This window comes from Pseudoalteromonas sp. NZS11_1 (assembly GCF_015864275.1).
GTDB classification, from domain to species: domain Bacteria; phylum Pseudomonadota; class Gammaproteobacteria; order Enterobacterales; family Alteromonadaceae; genus Pseudoalteromonas; species Pseudoalteromonas arctica.
Genome location: NZ_JADYXK010000020.1, coordinates 13,181 through 33,790, shown reverse-complemented (window position 1 = coordinate 33,790; position 20,610 = coordinate 13,181). Strand labels below are relative to the sequence as shown.

Annotated in this window: 11 protein-coding genes; 7 read left to right on the top strand and 4 right to left on the bottom strand. The window is 36.8% G+C overall.

The window, feature by feature from the left end; genetic code table 11:
• Nucleotides 1–55: 55 nt before the first annotated feature.
• Complete coding sequence (ydiJ, locus tag I6F44_RS14030; protein ID WP_197174002.1) at nucleotides 56–3,103, bottom strand: D-2-hydroxyglutarate dehydrogenase YdiJ; 3,048 nt, start codon at nucleotides 3,101–3,103, stop codon at nucleotides 56–58.
• 145 nt (nucleotides 3,104–3,248) lie between these two features.
• On the opposite strand from ydiJ, the gene I6F44_RS14025 reads away from it, so the two are divergent.
• Nucleotides 3,249–3,458 (top strand): PGPGW domain-containing protein, encoded by a 210-nt coding sequence (locus tag I6F44_RS14025; RefSeq protein WP_007583189.1) that lies wholly within the window; start codon nucleotides 3,249–3,251, stop codon nucleotides 3,456–3,458.
• An 84-nt stretch (nucleotides 3,459–3,542) separates the two neighbouring features.
• On the opposite strand, the gene ppsA is transcribed toward I6F44_RS14025, so the two are convergent.
• Nucleotides 3,543–5,918: a phosphoenolpyruvate synthase gene (gene ppsA, locus I6F44_RS14020; protein WP_007583187.1), complete on the bottom strand. Its 2,376-nt coding sequence runs from the start codon at nucleotides 5,916–5,918 to the stop codon at nucleotides 3,543–3,545.
• A gap of 157 nt (nucleotides 5,919–6,075) precedes the next feature.
• Between ppsA and ppsR the strand changes: the two genes are divergently transcribed.
• A complete protein-coding gene (gene ppsR / locus I6F44_RS14015; RefSeq protein WP_024609271.1) occupies nucleotides 6,076–6,885 on the top strand; it encodes a posphoenolpyruvate synthetase regulatory kinase/phosphorylase PpsR in 810 nt (269 codons plus the stop codon).
• 69 nt (nucleotides 6,886–6,954) lie between these two features.
• Here ppsR and I6F44_RS14010 read toward each other — a convergent pair whose 3' ends face one another.
• The gene (locus tag I6F44_RS14010) at nucleotides 6,955–8,304 is read right to left on the bottom strand and encodes a class II 3-deoxy-7-phosphoheptulonate synthase (protein ID WP_197174001.1); all 1,350 of its coding nucleotides are present in this window, start codon (nucleotides 8,302–8,304) and stop codon (nucleotides 6,955–6,957) included.
• Between the two features lie 1,003 nt (nucleotides 8,305–9,307).
• Here I6F44_RS14010 and I6F44_RS14005 point away from each other — a divergent pair.
• The gene (locus I6F44_RS14005; protein ID WP_197174000.1) at nucleotides 9,308–10,183 is read left to right on the top strand and encodes a DNA replication terminus site-binding protein; all 876 of its coding nucleotides are present in this window, start codon (nucleotides 9,308–9,310) and stop codon (nucleotides 10,181–10,183) included.
• Nucleotides 10,184–10,252: 69 nt separating this feature from the next.
• Here I6F44_RS14005 and I6F44_RS14000 read toward each other — a convergent pair whose 3' ends face one another.
• Entirely contained in the window at nucleotides 10,253–11,467 is a 1,215-nt protein-coding gene (locus I6F44_RS14000; RefSeq protein ID WP_024591590.1) for a hypothetical protein, read from the bottom strand.
• Nucleotides 11,468–12,240: 773 nt separating this feature from the next.
• On the opposite strand from I6F44_RS14000, the gene I6F44_RS13995 reads away from it, so the two are divergent.
• From I6F44_RS13995 to rmuC, 4 genes are all read left to right on the top strand, one after another.
• A complete protein-coding gene (locus I6F44_RS13995; RefSeq protein WP_007583176.1) occupies nucleotides 12,241–13,479 on the top strand; it encodes an AAA family ATPase in 1,239 nt (412 codons plus the stop codon).
• 15 nt (nucleotides 13,480–13,494) lie between these two features.
• The gene (locus tag I6F44_RS13990; RefSeq protein ID WP_165736078.1) at nucleotides 13,495–14,457 is read left to right on the top strand and encodes a transcriptional regulator; all 963 of its coding nucleotides are present in this window, start codon (nucleotides 13,495–13,497) and stop codon (nucleotides 14,455–14,457) included.
• Nucleotides 14,458–14,883: 426 nt separating this feature from the next.
• Nucleotides 14,884–18,030: a DEAD/DEAH box helicase gene (locus I6F44_RS13985; protein ID WP_010552907.1), complete on the top strand. Its 3,147-nt coding sequence runs from the start codon at nucleotides 14,884–14,886 to the stop codon at nucleotides 18,028–18,030.
• A 1,067-nt stretch (nucleotides 18,031–19,097) separates the two neighbouring features.
• On the top strand, nucleotides 19,098–20,564 hold the full coding sequence (gene rmuC / locus I6F44_RS13980) for a DNA recombination protein RmuC (RefSeq protein WP_007583680.1): 1,467 nt from the start codon (nucleotides 19,098–19,100) through the stop codon (nucleotides 20,562–20,564).
• Nucleotides 20,565–20,610 lie beyond the last annotated feature (46 nt).

Below are 20,610 nucleotides of genomic sequence, written 5' to 3'. Positions count from 1 at the left end.
ATATTTAAGTACTCTTATATAAGTGATCTTATTTAAGCACTCTTATTTTATAAAGTTATTTAAGAACCTGTGCTAGTAATTCAATTGGGTGTTTTGGTTTAAACTTTTCAAAACGTTTAACTTGGCTACGACAAGAAAATCCCGTAGATAAAAGTTGCTCAGGTTTATTTTTATCTACAATTGGTTTCCAGCTCATTTCGTAAAGCGCACGTGAGTTATCTTGATTTTGTGCTTCGTGGCCATAAGTTCCCGCCATTCCACAACAACCTGTATTTGTTGTTTTTAATGTTAAACCAATATCATTGAAAATTGTTTGCCATACATTTGCTGCTTTTGGCAGCGCAGTTGTTTCAGTACAATGACTCAGTAATGTAAATTCGGTATCTGTATTTTGCTTTGCGCTTAGTGATTTAAACGATTGTGTTTCGAGCCATTCATGGGTAAGTTGCACATTAAATTCACCACGGTTATTTTCTAAAATTGTATTATATTCATCGCGGTAACACATAACGAGTGACGCATCTAAACCGACTAACGGTGCATTAATATCATTTAATTTATTTAAAAACTCGGCTGCATTTTTAGCTGTAACTTTAAATTCATGCAAAAAACCTTTTACGTGTTGCGGTTTACCATTTGGTTTAAAAGGTAATAGCATTGGTTTTTTGCCAAGTTGGATTATTAAAGTAATAAAACTTTCTACTAATTCGGCTTCGTAAAAGCTCGTAAATGGGTCTTGTACTATTAATACATATTTACTTTGTTGCTCTGCATTTAATTTATTTAATAAGTCAAAATCGAATTTTTGTATTTTAGTAACACGCTTTGAAAGTGCAGGAATACTTAACTGTGGTGTATCAACATAGCCAACCGTTTTTTTAATAACATTACTAACTAATGATGTTTTAACAATTGGATTTATAACTTTAGCGAACTTTGCCATTAATGGCGCGCTATTTTCTATGTTACCAACAAGGTAATCTTTTAGCGGGCGTGCATAATAACTATGATAATAATTTAAAAAGCGCGAACGAAAAGTGGGTACATCTACTTTAATTGGGCATGCAGTTGTACATGCCTTACACGCTAAACATTCATCCATTGACGCCTTTACTTCGTGAGAAAAGTCGTAAATACCTTTTCGTTTTTCGCGGCTATGAACAAAACGTTCCCACCAGGTGATTACTTCACCTTTGTTAAGTTGCTTTTCTACTTCGAGTAAATCTACATTTTTTGACTCTTGTAATCGAAGCCATTCGCGCATTAAACTTGCGCGTCCTTTAGGTGAATTACGACGATCGCCAGTTACTTTATACGATGGACACATAGGTGAATTTTCATCGTAATTAAAGCATATGCCATTACCATTACAGGTCATTGCATTGTTAAAACTGGTTTTAACTTCTATTGATATTTGCTTATCGAAGTGAGATCTTTTTTGTCCATCAACACTAACTAGTGAGTCTTCACTATCGATAGGAGTACATATTTTACCGGGGTTAATACGGTTATTAGGATCGAAAGCTGTTTTTATTTTACGAAGTTGCGTATATAAATGCTCACCAAAAAATTCAGGGCTATATTCACTTCGGTAACCTTTACCGTGTTCGCCCCACATTAAACCGCCGTACTTAGCGGTTAGTTTTACTACCTGATCTGAAATAGTTCGCAGTAGTTTTTCTTGTTCTGGGTCGCACATATCAAGTGCTGGGCGTACGTGTAAAACGCCTGCATCAACATGGCCAAACATACCATATTGTAAATTATGGCTGTCGAGTAATGCTCTAAATTCGACAATATAATCTGCTAAATTTTCAGGCGGTACAGCGGTGTCTTCTGCAAAGGCGAGCGGTTTTTGACTGCCTTTTACATTACCTAATAAACCCACTGATTTTTTACGCATTGCGTAAATTTTTAGTATATCGCTTTTATCACTGGTTAACTGATAACCAATAACGCCATTAGTTTGATTTATTACACATTCATCTAGAAGCTTACAAAGCGTGTCTACTTTGTCTTTTATATCATCGTTTGATACTGCATTAAACTCGACCATGTTAAGGCCTTGCATATCTTTATTTGGTACGTCGGTTATTAAGTCCGATACTAAATTCCAAATGATGTCTTCACGCGCTAAGTTTAAAACTTTGCTATCAACGGTTTCTACCGATGTTGCGCGTGCATCAACTAAAAACGGTGAATGGCGAAGTGCTGAGTCAAAACTATCGTACTTGATATTTATAAGGGTTTTAAATTCAGCAATCGGTGTTAGGTTTAATTTTGCTTCAGTAACTATACCAAGCGAGCCTTCTGAACCCGTTATTAGTCGGCTCATATCAAAAGTAAGTAAGTCATCACTTAGTACATGCTCTAAGTCATAGCCGGTTAAAAAACGATTTAACCGTGGAAACTTAGCTAAAATAGCAGCGCGTTCATTAACTGATATATCTAAAACTGTTTTATATAAACTACCAATTAGTGAGTCTTGATTCGCTATAATTTGTGCTTTGTCGATGTCTATTGGGGAGGTGCACATAGGTGTGCCATCGACTAAATAAGTTGTTAGCCCTAAAACATGATCGCTCGTTTTACCGTAAACTAACGAGCCTTGCCCCGATGCGTCAGTACTTATCATGCCACCAATAGTTGCCCTGTTACTGGTAGATAAATCGGGCGAGAAGAAAAAACCATAAGGTTTTAAAAAGTCATTAAGTTGATCTTTTATTACGCCGGTTTGAACGCGTACCCAGCCTTCTTCTACATTTATTTCGAGGATTTCGCGCATATAGCGAGACAAATCTACAACAATACCTGGTGTTAACGATTGACCGTTAGTACCTGTTCCGCCACCACGAGGCCCAAAAGTTAATGATAAAAATGGGTCGCGAGATGCAGTTTGCAGTGCGAGTTGAATATCTTTTTCATTTTTTGGAAAAATAACACCTTGGGGTATTTGCTGATACACACTGTTATCGGTTGAAGCAGTAATACGCGTTGCATAACTTGCATCGGTATCTCCACTAAAACCTTGGCTTGCAATGGTATCTAGGTAATTTGCGACAAGTTCTGTCGCGGCATCTTGCTGTGTAATTGTTGCTATCATGACGGCGATATTTTAGGGCATTTGACTAATTATATCATGGTGATGGCGAATAGAAATTGAAGATTTTACAGTTTGTAACACTCTTTTAGTCGATTTTAATGCAGCTTAAATTATACTCAAGTTAACGAGTAATGAGGTGTGTTATATGAAAAAATTACTATTACAGATCAGTGGCGTGCTATTTATTTTGCTAGGATTATTTTTTGCGATCGTCCCTGGCCCATCGCTTATATTTTTTATGGCGGGTTTATTGTGTTTTTCGTTTTACTACCCTAAAGCGCGACATTACTTATCATTTTGTCAAAAGGCGTTAACTAAATCATGTGCCTATTTAGATAAAAAATTAGCCCGTTAATTTACTTTTAATTGAGTATAAAAAAATGCCAGCAATTTATTGCTGGCATTTTTATAGCTTACATATTTATAGCTTACCTATTTATTACTTTGCTAATTTTTTAGCTAGGTATAACCATGTTTCTATTACTGTATCTGGATTTAGTGAAACAGAGTCAATACCCTGCTCTACTAACCATGCTGCAAAGTCTTCATGATCTGAAGGACCTTGGCCACAAATACCTACGTACTTTCCTTTTGCTTTAGCTGTTTTAATTGCCATAGAAAGTAGCTTTTTAATTGCAGGGTCACGCTCATCAAATAAATGTGCGATTAAACCAGAATCACGGTCAAGACCAAGCGTTAACTGTGTTAAATCGTTAGAGCCGATAGAAAAACCATCAAACATTTCTAAAAATTCATCTGCAAGTAATGCATTTGAAGGTAGCTCACACATCATGATTACTTTAAGACCATTATCGCCGCGTTTAAGGCCATGCTCTTCTAGTAATTCAATTACGCGTTTACCTTCTTCAAGGGTACGTACGAATGGGATCATGATTTCGATATTAGCCATATCCATGTCGTTTCTTACGCGTTTTATAGCTTCACATTCTAGTGCAAAACAATCGCGGAAGTCTTCAGAGATATAACGTGCGGCACCACGAAAACCAATCATTGGGTTTTCTTCTTCCGGCTCGTATTGCTGACCGCCAACTAGGTTTGCGTATTCGTTAGATTTAAAATCAGACATACGAACAATTACACGCTCTGGTGCAAATGCACACCCTAGAGTAGAAATACCTTCAACCAGTTTTGTTATGTAAAACTCTACTGGTGATTCGTAACCGGCAATCATGTCAGTAATTTCTGCTTTTAATGCATCTGTTTGTGCATCAAAATTTAATAACGCTTTAGGATGAACGCCAATCATACGGTTGATAATAAATTCAACTCGCGCAAGGCCAACACCGGCATGCGGTAAGCGTGCAAAGTCAAATGCACGATCGGGGTTACCTACGTTCATCATAACTTTCATTGGTAGTTCTGGCATTTTATCAACGCGTGACGTTAGTATTTCAAAATCTAAAATACCTTCGTAAATAAAGCCGGTATCGCCTTCGGCGCATGATACTGTTACTTCTTGGCCCGCTTTAATTAAATCAGTTGCGTTGCCACAGCCTACCACTGCCGGAATACCAAGTTCGCGTGCAATGATTGCCGCGTGACACGTACGTCCACCACGATTTGTAACAATCGCTGCTGCACGTTTCATGATTGGTTCCCAATCAGGGTCGGTCATATCGGTAACTAAAATATCGCCTACTTGTACCTGATCCATTTCTTTGATTGAATCAAGAACACGAACAACACCGCTACCAATTTTATGACCAATTGCACGGCCTTCAACAACAACGTTGCTTGTACCATTTAATTGAAAGCGTTCCATTACGTTAGAGTCTTCGTTTGAGCGTACAGTTTCTGGACGTGCTTGAACTATATATAGTTTGCCGTCGTTACCGTCTTTTGCCCATTCGATGTCCATAGGACGACCGTAATGTTTTTCGATGATTACAGCTTGCTTGGCAAGTTCTTGCACTTCTTCATCTGTAATCGAAAATTTATTTGAAAGCTCAGGGGCAACATCAACGATGTCTACTTGCTTACCGTGTGCTTTATCTTCTGAGTAAATCATTTGAATGGCTTTAGAGCCAATGTTACGACGTACTACTGAAGGTTTATTTTTAAGGAGTGTTGGTTTATGAACATAAAACTCATCAGGGTTAACTGCGCCCTGTACAACCATTTCACCTAAGCCGTAGCTTGATGTAATAAATACAACGTCTTCAAAACCAGACTCTGTATCAATGCTAAACATTACGCCAGATGCTGACTTATCTGAACGTACCATGCGCTGAATACCCGCTGATAGGGCCACACCACGGTGATCGTAACCTTGGTGAACTCGATATGAGATTGCACGGTCGTTAAATAATGAAGCAAATACGTGTTTAATAGCGACCATGACTGAATCGATACCAACAACGTTAAGGAAAGTTTCTTGCTGGCCTGCGAATGATGCATCTGGCATATCTTCAGCGGTAGCTGATGAACGTACTGCGAATGATACATCTGCTGCAGTATCGCCATGAAGTTGGCTATATGCGTCGCGAATGGCTTGATCTAGGTTTGGTTGGAATGGTGTGTCGATTATCCATTGGCGGATATCGGCACCGACTTTAGCGAGTGTATTTACATCATCAACATCGAGTGTATCTAGAATGTTGTGAATTTTTGCTGTGAGTCCTGATTGATCTAAAAACTCATTAAAAGCATCTGCGGTAGTTGCGAAACCACCCGGTACTTGTACACCAGCGTTTGCTAGGTTTGAAATCATTTCGCCAAGTGAAGCGTTTTTACCGCCAACTCGAGGAACATCTTGCATACCAAGCTCTTGATACCAGAGAACGTATTCTTGCACGGATCTTTCTCCAAAAAAAACAAATTGTAGGTCTAACTGTGAGAGTTAAGAAAGAAAACCTTTTATAAAGGTCATCATCATTCTACACTGGCAATAGTCCTCACGTAAACCGTGAGAAACCCATTTTAGGGATTTAAACGCAATAAAAAGGTTAATTATGAGAACTGCTTTTTATATATCAGATGGAACCGCTATTACTTCAGAGGTGTTTGGGCATGCGACTTTGTCGTTGTTTCCTATCGATTTTAATCATAAAACAATTCCATTTGTAGAAACTGAAGAAAAAGCGCACGAAATTAAAGCATTAATTAATGCAACCGCTGCAAAAACAGGCGAAAAGCCATTTGTTTTTTTTACTTTTGTTAATCACAATTTAAGTGAAATTATAAAATCAGCTGATGCAGTCACGTATGACTTTTTAACAACGTATAGCGAAAAAATAGAAAAAGAACTCAATGTAGCCCCAGTTCCTAAAATACATCGTACGCATTCCATCCACGAAAAAAGTTATGATTTTAGAATTGATGCCGTTAATTATGCTCTTATGAATGATGATGGCGGAAATATTAAAAACTTTTCTGAAGCAGACATCATTTTAATTGGTGTTAGTAGAAGTGGTAAAACACCCACAAGCTTATACTTAGCACTGCAGTACGGCATTAAAGCGGCTAACTACCCTATTACAGAAGAAGATTTAGACAATGAAGGTTTGCCTAAGTGTTTAGTCCCTTATAAACATAAGCTATTTGGACTTACGATTGACCCTGAGAGACTTGCGGCTATTAGGCATCGACGTATGGCGAACTCTAAGTATGCTTCAATTAAACAGTGTCGTATTGAGGTTCGCGAAGTGGAAATGTTGTATAAGCGTCATAAAATTGCTTACTTTAATTCTACGCATCATTCTGTTGAAGAAATATCTGCAAAAATATTGATAGAAACAGACTTGGAGCGCCGTAAGTACTAACTTACTAATAAAATTAAAAATTAAAAAAAAAAAACCGCAACTAAGCGGTTTTTTTAGTATCAATAAATATTATTTACGTGCGTCTTTTAGTAAATCAGCTACTAAAAAGCCTAACTCTAATACTTGGTCGGCGTTAAGGCGTGGATCACACTGTGTTTTGTAACGCTGCGCTAGGTCATCGTCAGATAAACCGTAAGCACCGCCTGTACACTCTGTAACGTGCTGGCCTGTCATTTCTAGGTGAACACCACCTGCGTATGAACCTTCAGCTTTATGTACAGCGAAGAACTGACTGATCTCGCGCATAATATTGTCGAAGTTACGTGTTTTGTAACCTGATGTCGCTTTTTCAGTGTTACCGTGCATTGGATCTGAGCTCCAAATTACTTTACGGCCTTCTTGTTGAACTCTTCTTACTAGTGCTGGAAGTTTTTCAGGAAGTATATCTGCACCCATACGCGTAATTAGCGTTAAACGACCAGGAATGTTATCTGGGTTTAATGCATCAATTAAACGAATTAGGTCATCTGGCTCCATACCTGGGCCAACTTTAACACCAATTGGGTTTTTAATGCCTTTAAAAAATTCAATATGTGCATGGTCTAGTTGACGAGTACGTTCACCAATCCAAACAAAGTGAGCAGAACAATCGTACCAATCACCAGATAAGTGGTCGCGACGAGTAAGCGCCTCTTCGTAACCAAGTAATAACGCTTCGTGAGAAGTGTATAAATCGGTTTCTTTTAAGCTTGGCGCAATTGTAGAGTTAATTCCGCACACTTCCATAAACTCTAGTGCGTCTTGAATTTTATCAGCAAGCTGTTGGTATTTTTCTTTAAGTGGATTTGCAGCAACAAAGCCCATGTTCCAACGGTTTACCTGGTGAAGATCGGCAAGGCCACCTTGTGCAAAAGCACGTAATAAGTTTAACGTAGCGGCACTATGATGGTATGCAGTCATTAAGCGTTGTGGATCGGGTATACGTGCTTCTTCTGTAAACTCGATATTATTAATAATGTCGCCACGGTAAGATGGTAAAGACACGCCATTAATTGTTTCTAAGTCTGCTGAACGAGGTTTAGCGTATTGACCAGCCATGCGCGCTATTTTAACTACAGGGCATTTACCGCCGTAAGTTAATACAACAGCCATCTGTAAGATTGTTTTGAATGTATCGCGAATGTTAGCGGCATTAAAATCGCTAAATGATTCTGCACAGTCACCACCTTGAAGTAAAAAAGCACGCCCTTCGCACACATCTTCAAGTTGTTTGAATAGGCTTCTTGTTTCTTCAGCAAAAACTAAAGGTGGTGCCGTTTTTAATTGGCTTTCTACTGATTTAAGTATTTCTTGATCCGGGTACTGTGGCTGCTGCAGTATTGGCAGCTCTCTCCAGCTATTTGGGTTCCACGGTTGCATAATTTTTCCTCATTCCTACATTACCTGATAAGAAGAAATTAACGTATGCAGGCCCCTATGTTCAAGGACTAAATTCACTATTTTCCAATTATTTAGTTATGAGTTAAGTATAATAGTAATCTTACTTAACCTAGGTGGTTATATAACATACACTTTAGTTTTATTTCGAAGAAACTAAAGTGTTTAAATACATGCGTTTAGAGCTAACTATTTATAATTTTAACGCATTGAGAATAAATAGTACATAAGGGTATGTTATACATAATTTAGCTAGGAACACATCATACTTAAATGGCAGCTTCTGTAACCTTAACTTTACGCGGGTAATTAATTAAAAGCTATCAAATGCTATGTGCAGACCTTAATGTATGATATGAGCGTTTGTGGTAATCACTTATCTGCGCTTTAAATCCTAGACGCATAGTCTTGTATAGCACTCGTATGCAGGACTATATTCACAAGTGCCACAACTTAAAGGTGTGGTAGGCCATTAAGTTTTCTCTTCAAAGTGATAGTGCTAATTTACAATTCATCATGATTAAAGCCCCTACTGCTTGAAGCATCCTTAAAGAGGAACTGATATCAAAAAGCATTTGTAGTCATTGTAACCTTTAGCCTGATCACCGTACTGCCAACACGGTGTAATATGAGTCAGTAATTATAAATAATAATGAATGCTAAGAGGGTTAGATAAATATATGAAATTATATAACTCCGCTTAACTCATTTTTCTAAACTTAGTTTTACCACCTACTACTTAGATAATCTAGCACTTGGCGTATTAGCCTTTTTATATACGACAAAGTAAATACTCCAATGTCATATGAATTAGTAAGGAGTTTCAATCTTTCTTCATTTATATATTCTCACCTTAAAGAACACATCATACTTAATTTAATTATTATATTACTGTAAGCCCCGAGAACTGTTTATTATTTATTTAGACAAAGCAAAGTGCATGTAATAATATGAGGCTAGTAAGATGTGTTCTTTGAGGTGTGTAATGGTAACTAAGGTACAAATTAGAAGTCAGTTTGATTTAATGAACGAATTAACTTTGAGGTTGATTGAAGAACTAAAAGAGTGTGAATTCTCCAAAGCGGAATATTATCAATTACCAGATGTAAGTAGTTTCGATGAGAGTAAAGTTCCAGAATCTATACTTGTTTCTAAAATCACTGGAGTACCTGCTCAAAAAGCAATCCTAAACTCTTTTTCAGACATGTATAAAAAATCAGGATTAAGCAGTCGTGTTTTAAAAAGACACCCTGGTTTGCTCGTCATTAAAAATGCAGATAAACACGCTTTAAATAATCGTATAGCTCAAGTAAATAAAGCTAAAACTACGTTTAAAGAATGTATTTTAGCTATTGATAGCAACGATGCTCGATTTGAAGCAGTTCACAATGCTATACCAAATTTAATAACGCTTGCTGCATATCGTAAAATTCATAGTGAAAGCGAATCGCCATTTTCGGTTAGGTTTACTTGGATGCACAAACACGCAACTAAAACGCTGACTAAAAAAATGGCTCTCGAAATGCTCGACAAATCGGCCAGTTATCGAAATCCAAGAATGATAGATCAACAAAAATGGCAATCACTTGTAGCTCAAGAACAATTACGGGTTGCTAGTTTAGGCGAAAAGGAAAAACTTAGAATTCGCCGCCCTACTCGAGTGAGTCCACAGGTAAATGTGAGATATACGGCGCAAAATCGCTATCATGTGAGTGCTGCATTACCCTTTATTCTGATTAATCCAGAACCAGACGTAAAATTAGGTATATTACCTGATTATCAAAAACCCGAAACTCACCCTCGTAAGCGCGAGTATGATTTTTTGGTTGATAGGTTATATTTAGAACAGGTTGAGCGGTAGTCATTATGTTAAAAAGGCCACATAGTGTGGCCTTTTTAGTTATGCGTACGTTATTTAAAATAACGGTTATTATTTTTCTACTATTTCTTCAATTTTATCTTCATCAATCAGCACGGCATTTTCAACAATGCGTTTACCGCCTTGGATTTCAATGCGTTTATTGTGTTTGTTCAATGTAAGTATTTCATCGCAAAACTGATCAGACGGGTGCATTTCGTATGTGTAATCGATAATGTTACCGGTTTTGTCATCTTTAACGTTTGTAATGCTGTATTCTGATATTGCACCTTTTTCAATCAAATCTTTCATTGTGGTGGTCATATCACGACGAAGTGCTTTTAATTTATTTTCGGTAATATCATCTGTTGAATAAATAGATCCGTATTTTTCCATAATAGAAAGTAATCTAAAATGGTACGTTTTACCTGGTGCTGCATAACGCCAAAGGTGATACAAACGAAGCATCATCCAACGCGATAATCCACGTTTTAATTCTTGAGCGCTATTAAAGTAATACCCTTTGTATTCAAGGTTATCAATCATGTTATGAACAAATGCATTTAAACAGGCGACACATTTTACATTGCCACCCTGACCTTTTTTGCCACTAAAATGCAGTGACGATAAAAAGTTCATGTTTGACTCGTAAAACGAATCATCTATATCAGAATTTTTAGTATCTGTTGCCGAATATTTAAATGAAAGTTTAGAACCTTGCAATGCTTCAAGTGACTCTTTTATAGCAGGATATGGCATTGACTGCCCTACCGCTTTGAGTTCTTGTGCTAATTCGTTCATAGAAAAAACAACCGCGTATTGAATACCGGATTTAAAATTAATTTTAACTATTTTGCCTTTAGAAGCTAAACGAATAAGTGCTCGCTCTACTTTTTCTTCTCTATCTGATGGCCAAACAAGGTATTCAACATCTTCGCCATCTTTGCGTGTACTTACAACAGCTGGCGTTATTTTTATTTCGCCATCGTACAAAATACCATCTACTTTTTCAGATATTTTACGCGTAATAATTGTTTTTTTAGGCGCTTCTTCAAGTGGCAATTTTTTATAGCCCGAGCGAACAAAGCGTCCCCACAAATCATAGTGATTAAACGTGTTTGAATATGCACGTAATCCATGTGCTGCATTTTCAATAGAAATTCGCACGTCTTTGTTGTCTGTAAATAGTGCTAAACTTTCGTTATCTATTGCACTTTCCACCCCGTGGATTTGGCCCCTAAGTGTATCGGGCAAGTTATCTACCGAGATGTTGACCTTTCGGCTCATTGTTCTTATTTCCATTTTTATTGCGACAGCTAATAACAACACATTAAGCAACAAAAGTTAAATGTTTAAGTTAGTATAAAAGTGATCTGACTTTAAATAAAACGTTTGGATCACTATTATACTAAGTGATGTACATTACTTACGATTTCAGATCATATTTATACTAAGTGGACTATCACAAATCTAATTTTTACTAACTCAGCTGTTATTTTGTCCATTACAATGGCTTAATTTTAAAATTAAGCACGACAAATACACCAAAAAATATATTCCCCTGTGGATAAAGCCTTACCGAGTTAGAATAGATCTGATCTGTACCAAGTACAGATCAGATCTATACTAATTAAAAGCGTATTTTGATGTTGCGACTAGTGCATAACTTTATAATTTACTTAGTAAAAAACTGATCTGCAGGGCTCTTTTTGTTCATAACTTCATGCGTAACCTGTGTATAACTCTATATTTAAAATAGACCTTAGTAAAAAGCTGATCCGCAGGTAGATAAAGATCTGATCTTAACCAAGTATAAACCTGATCTGCTTTTTTAAACATTATTCATATAAATCATAATGTTATGTGCTGTTTTTACACCCTTAACCTTTATTACCTTATATATTTAACCACCTTTAAACTTCTTTATTTATACTAAGCAATATTAAAGGTGTAAAAATATTTTTAGATGTCTTGTTTTTAAAATGCATGTCGTCTTAAATAGTTGTTTACAGCTATTTGAATGGACATTATACTAACTGCCTAACTTTGAGGAAGAAAGTATGTCTATCAACAATAACGCATTAAGTACCTATCGGCTTTTGAAAGCCACAGCTGAAGTTGCTGAAAAATCATTAGAAGGACGTATTCAGCACTACCGTGCCCATCTTAAATCAGAAGAAAAAGAATTAAGAACGTATACACAAAAAGCAGCTGCTGATTTATTAGGTTGTAATAATCGTACTTTAAAAAGACGTCATGATAATGGCGACTTCGATGATTTAAACATAAAACGCGGTGCTAACGGTCACTATGCTTACACATTAGTAAATATTTTTGCTATGGCCGATATTATGGACATTAAACCAGATCATCGTACTGGTGATGACAAACTGCAAGTTATTGTAATTAATTCTCTCAAAGGCGGCTGCGGTAAAACTACCAGTATGGTTAATATAGCGGCAGCGCTTGCAACTACAAATATTAAACGTTATCGCATTGGTATTATAGATTTAGACCCACAAGGCTCTTCTTCAAGCTTTTTTCCTTCAAGTGAGCACGACCCGATTACTGTTGGTGATTTAATGCGTGATTGCATAGATTTAGACGAGGGTGAAACATGGCCTGAATTTGTGTCTAACTCATTTTTACCAACGCATATCCCAAATATTCGTGTATTACCATCGGGTATGGATGACTTTTACTTTGAGCACGAAACGGCAACATTGCTCAAAGATACCTCAAATTATGAGCAAACTCGCCATTACCACAAGTTACTTGAGAAAGTAATTGATCCCGTTAAAGACGAGTTTGATATTATCTTAATTGATACTGCACCTACCCTTAACTTTATGTTTTATAATGCATTAATGGCATCTACTGCGATGCTTATTCCTGTTCATCCGGAAGCTGTAGATTTTGATGCTAATAACAAATATTTAAAACGACTAGGTGAGATTTACCATACAGTTGCAGCACTTGGCCATGAGGGCTGGGACTTTATGCAATTTTTAGTGACCAACTATGTGAAAGGTAATCACTCACAGCGCGATATCGTTAAAGATGTTCGTAGTGCATTTGGCCGCCAAGTAATGAGCTACCCAATCAATCACAGCTCCGCGATTACCGCTAGTTCATCGTCTTTCAACACTATTTTTGATCAAAAAGCATCAGACAGCTTAGCAAGTCGTGAGTCATTAATGCGCGCTCAAGAAAATATTAAAGATGTGGTCGATGAGCTAGAAATGCTTATTCGTTCAAATTGGCAGTCAACTCAATCAACACTCAATACCCCTAAGTAAGGATGTTAAATAAAAATGGCTAAAAAACGTAAAAATGACACCCGCTTAGATCCATTTGCAACTGCTGTAGGTAGCAGTAGTCTTGATGCATTACTAGAACAAGCGAATGCTGGCGATGTAATTAGAATGCCTGCACCGAGCGACCCTGCTCGTCAAATTACGCTTGTTTGTAAAGTGATCGCACATGCTGATATTGAATCTACCACTGGTGTATATGGCAAAAATCGTCGTGTACAGGCACTTCTAAACGAAAAGTCAGTATCAGACATTCTTCCTGCAATTCGTGAGGATGGCCGAAATCAACATCCTGCCCTACTTTGGGATCAAGGTGACAAAAGTTTAGTTCTGGCAGGTTCACGTCGTCGTATGGCCTGTATTTTAGGTAACGCAGATTATTTAGTACTTAGTTCAAGCGATTTTACTGATCAAGATGCAAAAATTTTAGCGGTATCTTCAGATCAATACATTGCTCCTAGTTTATGGGAGCTTGGCCAAGCTTACCAACAAACTAAAAATGAGCTTATTGAGCAAGGTAAAAAAGGATCTTACAGAGAGATTGCCGCGGTAGAAGGTGTATCGCATACTGCAATTGCAGATGCAATTAAAGCTTATGAGCAAATTCCTGCTGATGTCATTGCGCTTTACCCTACTGCTAATCACGTAGGTCGCGAAGTCGCTAAAAAACTTGTTAGCGCAAAGGAGCGAGACGAAGAGGCGTTTAATCAACTTGTTAGTGCCCTTGCTAGTGATGAAGAGTTAAATGCGATTACAAGCGACGACAAGCGTGCAATGGCGATCACTAAATGCCTAACTTCAGAGCCACAAGTAGTTGTTAAGCGCGAAGCTGTACTAGAAAATAACTTCATATCGGTACAACGCAATTTAAAAAGCGGTGATGTCTCTATCAAAATTGATAATAAAGTGATGACAGACAAACGCTTAGAGCAATTAACTAAGTTATTAAGTGCCTTTAATTAGTTAGTTAAATAATGATCTGTCAGGCATATTTACTTAGTTAAATAGTGATCTGGCAGATTGTTTTGTTAGTAAAAATCTGATCTTTACTAGCCTATTTCCTCTTCAAATAATCATATTCCTTCTTCAAGATCACTTTTTTACTAACTAATCTCCTCTTTTTAGCTATATTCCTTCATTTATTATTATTGTTAGTAAAATCGTGATCTGTAATGCTTACTTTTATGTTTCTAACTATATGTAACTTCTACCATTGCAGTTGTTTTAAATATTATTTTGTAAAATTGGATGCTTATTTTTACTTACAAACTGATTTTTTACTAAGTTATCAGCTCCAACCAGTTTATATCTTGTTAATAGTGCTTTAGCTCAGAGCACATAAGGCATATACTGGCAGGATTATTTTTAAAATTTAATGCTTAGAGTGACATGTCTGCTAACTTATCAAAAAATGATTTAATGGCTATTTTTGAAGAAATTAAAAATGAGCAGGCTACCCAGTTTCCTCTGTCTGAACGCTTTATTAAAAAACTTTTCCGTGAAAATGTTTTAGATAAAGGCAAAGAATATTATAAGAAAGGTCAAATCACTTGGCTAGAACACACCCCTAATTTTTCTGTAGTCGACTCTACTGTACAAGTGGATAATGGATCATCGTTTAACCAACGTATTGAGATCAGTAAAGTACCAACTGGTTATTCTGTTGATACGCATTGTACGTGTAATGCAAAAACTAAATGCCGACACTTAGCTGCTATTTTATTTAAGCTCAAAATAGAGCACTCTGGTGAATATGGCGAAGATTACTTTATTAATGACTGGTTTAGCGAATTAAGCGCACTTAAAAGTGGTGATCAAAACACGCCATCGCAAGTATTATTATTTGTATTAGATATTGAGAATAACAAAGTATTCTTAACACCTAAAATAGCGAATGTTGAGACTAAAAAGAATTACACGCTAGGTCGAAACCTGACCGAGCAGCAGTTAAATAGTTTTGTAACGCCGAGTGACTTACTCGAAAGTGATTTTAGATTATTTAGTTGGATACGCTCACAAAATGCAGTTGGGAGTATTGAGCTAAAAGGCCAGTGGGGTTTTAGTGCCTTACAACAGTTGATAGCTACAGAACGCCTGTTTTTCCAGCGTTCTCGAGTGCCAATTAAAGCGCAATCTGGCCAAGCATTAAGTTTTAGTTGGGAGCAAGATAAAGATCTCTCACAATTAGTTATTAAGCTTGAGCAAACACAAAACTGGGCTTTATTAAAAACAACACCACCTACTTACCTCGATTTAGATCATTTAAAAGCGGGCCGTCTTCGCACCCCATTGAGTGCAGACGAAATAGCACATTTACAAACTATGCCTGCTTTGCATGACGCTAACTTTGATAGAATATATAAGCAGCTTGCCGATAACTTTGGTGCAGGTGTAATACCCCACCCTACTAATTTACAGCCAACATTGCCTAAAATCTCTAGTAATGCTGTTTTAAAAGTAACTATGGGCGATCAAGGTTTATCTCTTTCGTTGTTATTTAAGTATAAAAATAAAAACTATTTAGCAGGTGCTGCACCTGCAAGTACGATTAATAGTGCATTTGAAAATACTGTAACTAACGAGCTAATTAACTTAGGATTTGAATTTTGTAAAGGGGGTTTACAAAGTGAACTGGTATTTACAAAGCAGTCTTCAATCCATTTGCATTGGCTAATATACGAAGTATTCCCTGGCTTTAAGCAACGCGGTTGGCAAGTAAGTGTAAGTAAAGTAACGAGTCCTAATCCGCAGTGTGAAGTTAGTTTACATGTACACCGCGCAGCAGGGCATCAAATGCACTGCAAAGTATTGCTATGTGATGCTAAGGCATCGCTGTTGTTTACTAATACTGACCCGCTATATCAGTCATTAAATCGCCAAAGTGAACTATTTTACTACTATCCGCTTGGTCGTGAATTTGGGGTTATTAATAAGTCAGCAATTAACTTATTAAATGAATTTAAAGAGCGTTTTGAATTTGTAAAAACACGAGACGAATTTAATATTCCGCTTTCGTATTTACCTGAATTAGTAAAGCACACTGCTATAAACGTAGAGCTTCACGACGACTCATTAGAGCTATACTTACAAGAGCTAAATAGTCCCGATAAAGCAATTACTAAGGTTTCATTACATGGCTTAAATGACTCAGTAACACTTCGTGAGTACCAACAGCAAGGTGTTGACTGGCTTAGCTTTTTAAAACGTCACCAATTAGGTGGTATTTTAGCTGATGACATGGGTCTGGGTAAAACCTTGCAAGTTATTGCATTTTTAGCCAGTACATTTAACCGCCCGCAAGCGGGCCCTACACTTATAGTGTGTCCAACTAGTTTGGTGAGTAACTGGAAAAACGAAATTATTAAGTTTGCTAAAAGCTTAAAAGTCACCACTATTTTTGGTTCAAACCGTAACGATCCTTTACAGCACTTAGCGCAAGCGCAGTGTATACTTACTACATATCCACTTTTAAAGCGTGATATTGCATATTATTCGCCATTATATTTTGAAAATATAATCCTCGACGAAGCACAATACATTAAAAACGATACCGCACAGGTTTCGCGATTAGTTAAACGCTTAAATGCCGACTTTAAACTTTGTTTAAGTGGTACTCCAATCGAGAATAATTTACTTGAGCTTAAATCGTTACTCGATTTTGCTATGCCATCGTTACTTGGGTCTCAAGCCCACTTTAAGCAGCACTTTCAAACGCCTATTGAGCGTGAAGCTGATATGGAGAGAGCTGAGCAGTTAAAAGCGTTAATTATGCCTTTTATAATGCGCCGCACTAAAGCACAAGTAGCGCAAGAGCTGCCTGAAAAAACAGAGCTAACTAAAGAGTTTGAGTTTGAGCCTAAGCAAAAAGAAATGTATCAAGGTATTACACGTTCATTAGAAGAGAAGCTAATAGACTTATTTGCCGAACAAGGCGCACAAAAAAGTAAACTTGCATTTTTAGAGGCACTTTTAAAGTTAAGGCAAATTTGTTGCCACCCTAAATTAATAGATCCAGACACTCAAGCAGGCTCCGCTAAGCTTGAATGGTTAACAACACACTTACCGCTTATGTTAAGTCTCGGTCGTAAAATTATTATATTTAGTCAGTTCACATCGGCACTTGATTTAATAGCCCAACGCCTTGAAGAAATAAACATTAACTTTAGTATGCTTACAGGCCAAACGCGCCACCGAGATAAAGTAATCGACGAGTTTACCAGTGGTAAAACATCAGTGTTTTTAATTAGCTTAAAAGCTGGCGGTACAGGCCTTAACCTTACACAAGCCGATACAGTTATTCACTTTGATCCATGGTGGAACCCTGCTGTAGAAAAACAAGCGACTGATAGAGCTTACCGTATTGGCCAAACTAACCCTGTATTTGTGTATAAGCTCATAATGAGTAATTCAATAGAGCAAAAAGTATTTAAAATGCAACAAGACAAACAAGCCCTTGTAGATGCGTTATTTACTGATAAATCAATGAGCTTTACAAAATTTGATGAACAACAAATGTTATCGCTAATTAAAAACTAAATTGATTTAAAAAGTTTTGATCTTTTTATGAACTTAATTAAAAAGCGGACGTCTACAATTATGCTTGTTGGTTAATTGCAGTTAGCACAAGCATCATGTTGATTCCCCATTTAGTTACTAATTTTAGTAATGATTAAGCCAGCCCATTTTGAGTTGGCTTTTTTTATGCCTAAAATTTAGCGTTCGGCACTTATTTTAAAAGTTTTTACTTTTTTATGAACTTAATTTAAAAAATGGCGTCTACTATTATGCTTGTTGATTAATTGCAGTTAATACAAGTTTTCATGTTGATTCCCCCATTTAGTTACTAATTTTAGTAATGATTGAGCCAGCCCATTTTGAGTTGGCTTTTTTTATGCCCAAAATTTAGCGTGGAGCACTTATTTTAAAAGTTTTTATTTTTTTATGAACTTAATTAAAAAAGTGGCGTCTATTATTATGCTTGTTGATTAATTGCAGTTAATACAAGTTTTCATGTTGATTCCCCCCATTTAGTTACTAATTTTAGTAATGATTGAGCCAGCCCATTTTGAGTTGGCTTTTTTTATGCCTAAATTTAGCATTCAATTTTTATTTTAAAAGTTTTGATCTTTTTATGAACTTAATTCAAAGAGCGGCGTCTACTATTATGCTTGTTGATTAATTGCAGTTAATACAGGTTTTATGTTGATTTCCCCCTATTTGATTACTAATTTTAGTAATGATTAAGCCAGTTCATTTTGAACTGGCTTTTTTTATGCGCATAATTTGATTTGTTTAAATCAACCCGAATAAAAATAAATGATCTTTCGTAAATTAATTTGAATTAATTATTTTGTTTTCCGGTCTACTCTAATGCCTGTTGTTATATAGCCTCACCCAGTAATATTAGTTATTTTGGTGATTATGTATTTAAGTTGCAGCTTACTCGGGCACATGTTGATTTTCCCTTTGATTACTTAATTTAGTAATATTTGACCAGCTTATTTTGAGCTGGTTTTTTTATGTCTGTAATTTCTTTGCTCCCCTACTTCTATTGTGTGTTATTGGTTATGATGGCATGTCTCTAAATTTTATAAGTTTATTTTATGCTCACTCAAGTACTCACTAATATTGATTGGCTAAGCGCCGGTGCTGGTGTTGCGTTAGGCGTTGTATTTTACGGCGTTGTATCAACACAGCTTCGCAAAAAGCTACATCTACAAATAAGCGAACAGCAGCAACAGCTTTCCCTATTACAAAATCAATTTGATAATAAAGAGCTGCAATATAGTGCCTTGCAAGAAGATCACGAACTGCTAGAACATACTCACCAAGAACAGCGCGATGAAGCCCAGCATTTTAAAACGCGTTTTAGCGAACAAGAAAAACAAAGCATTCAATACAATCACTTTTGGCGTAAAGCCGAAGGCGAGCTTGCAGCGCTTCGTGAGCAATATAATCAACGCGATGTTGAATATAATAATATGCGCACCACCCTCGAGCAAAAACAACAAAGCTTTACCGAGCAACTCGCGCAAATTGAGCAAAGTAAAAATATGCTCAAAAAAGAATTTGAAAACCTAGCCAATAAGATTCTAGAAGAAAAATCACAAAGCTTTAAAACCTTAAATCAAGAAAGCATTGAACAATTATTAAAACCGGTTCAAGGCGAGCTAAAAGGCTTTAGAGAAAAAATGGAATCAATACATGTTGAAGACATAAAACAACGAACCGCGCTTAAAACCGAGCTATTGCATTTGCAAGCTAAAAGCCAAGCTATAACAGATCAAGCCGACAAGCTCAGCAACGCGTTACAAGGGCAAAAGAAAACCCAAGGTAATTGGGGCGAACTCATGCTCGAAAACGTCTTAGATAGCGCTGGCTTACGTGCTGGCGTTGATTATAAGCGCGAAGTGTCGTTTAACACTGAAGATGGCCGCTTACGCCCTGATGTAGTTGTTTACTTACCACAAGGCCGCCACTTAGTCATTGATGCTAAAACATCATTAAATGCTTATACACGCTATGTGAACGCTGAAAATGAGCTAGATGCTAATCAAGCAATTAAAGAGCATGTAAACGCCGTTACAGCACGTATTAATGAGCTTGCGAGTAAATCGTACGACCGTTTACCAGGGCTTAATTCGCCTGAAGTTGTGGTTATGTTTGTACCAATAGAATCAGCTTTTGTAGAAGCACTTAAATATCAAAGTGATATTTACCAACAAGCAATCGAAAAAAATATACTGGTAGCTACACCTACTACCCTGCTTACTAGTTTAAATATTGTTAAACAGCTTTGGCGTTTTGAAGAGCAAACCAAATACTCAAAAGAGCTGGCAAATCGGGCTGAGCGTTTTTATAACAAGCTCAATGGTTTTTTATTAAGTATGGAAGGCGTAGGTAAGCAGCTTGATAAAGCGAAAGAAAGTTACGACAAAGCGTTCTCGCAATTATACCGCGGTAAAGGTAATTTAATTAAACAAGCATCAGAGTTTAAAGAGCTTGGTGTATCGGTACAAAAAGAGTTACCTAGTGAGAGCGTTGAACGTGCGCAGCTAGAGCTTGATTAGATTTATTAAGTGTTTTCAATTAAGTATGTTAAATAATGTACGTTAG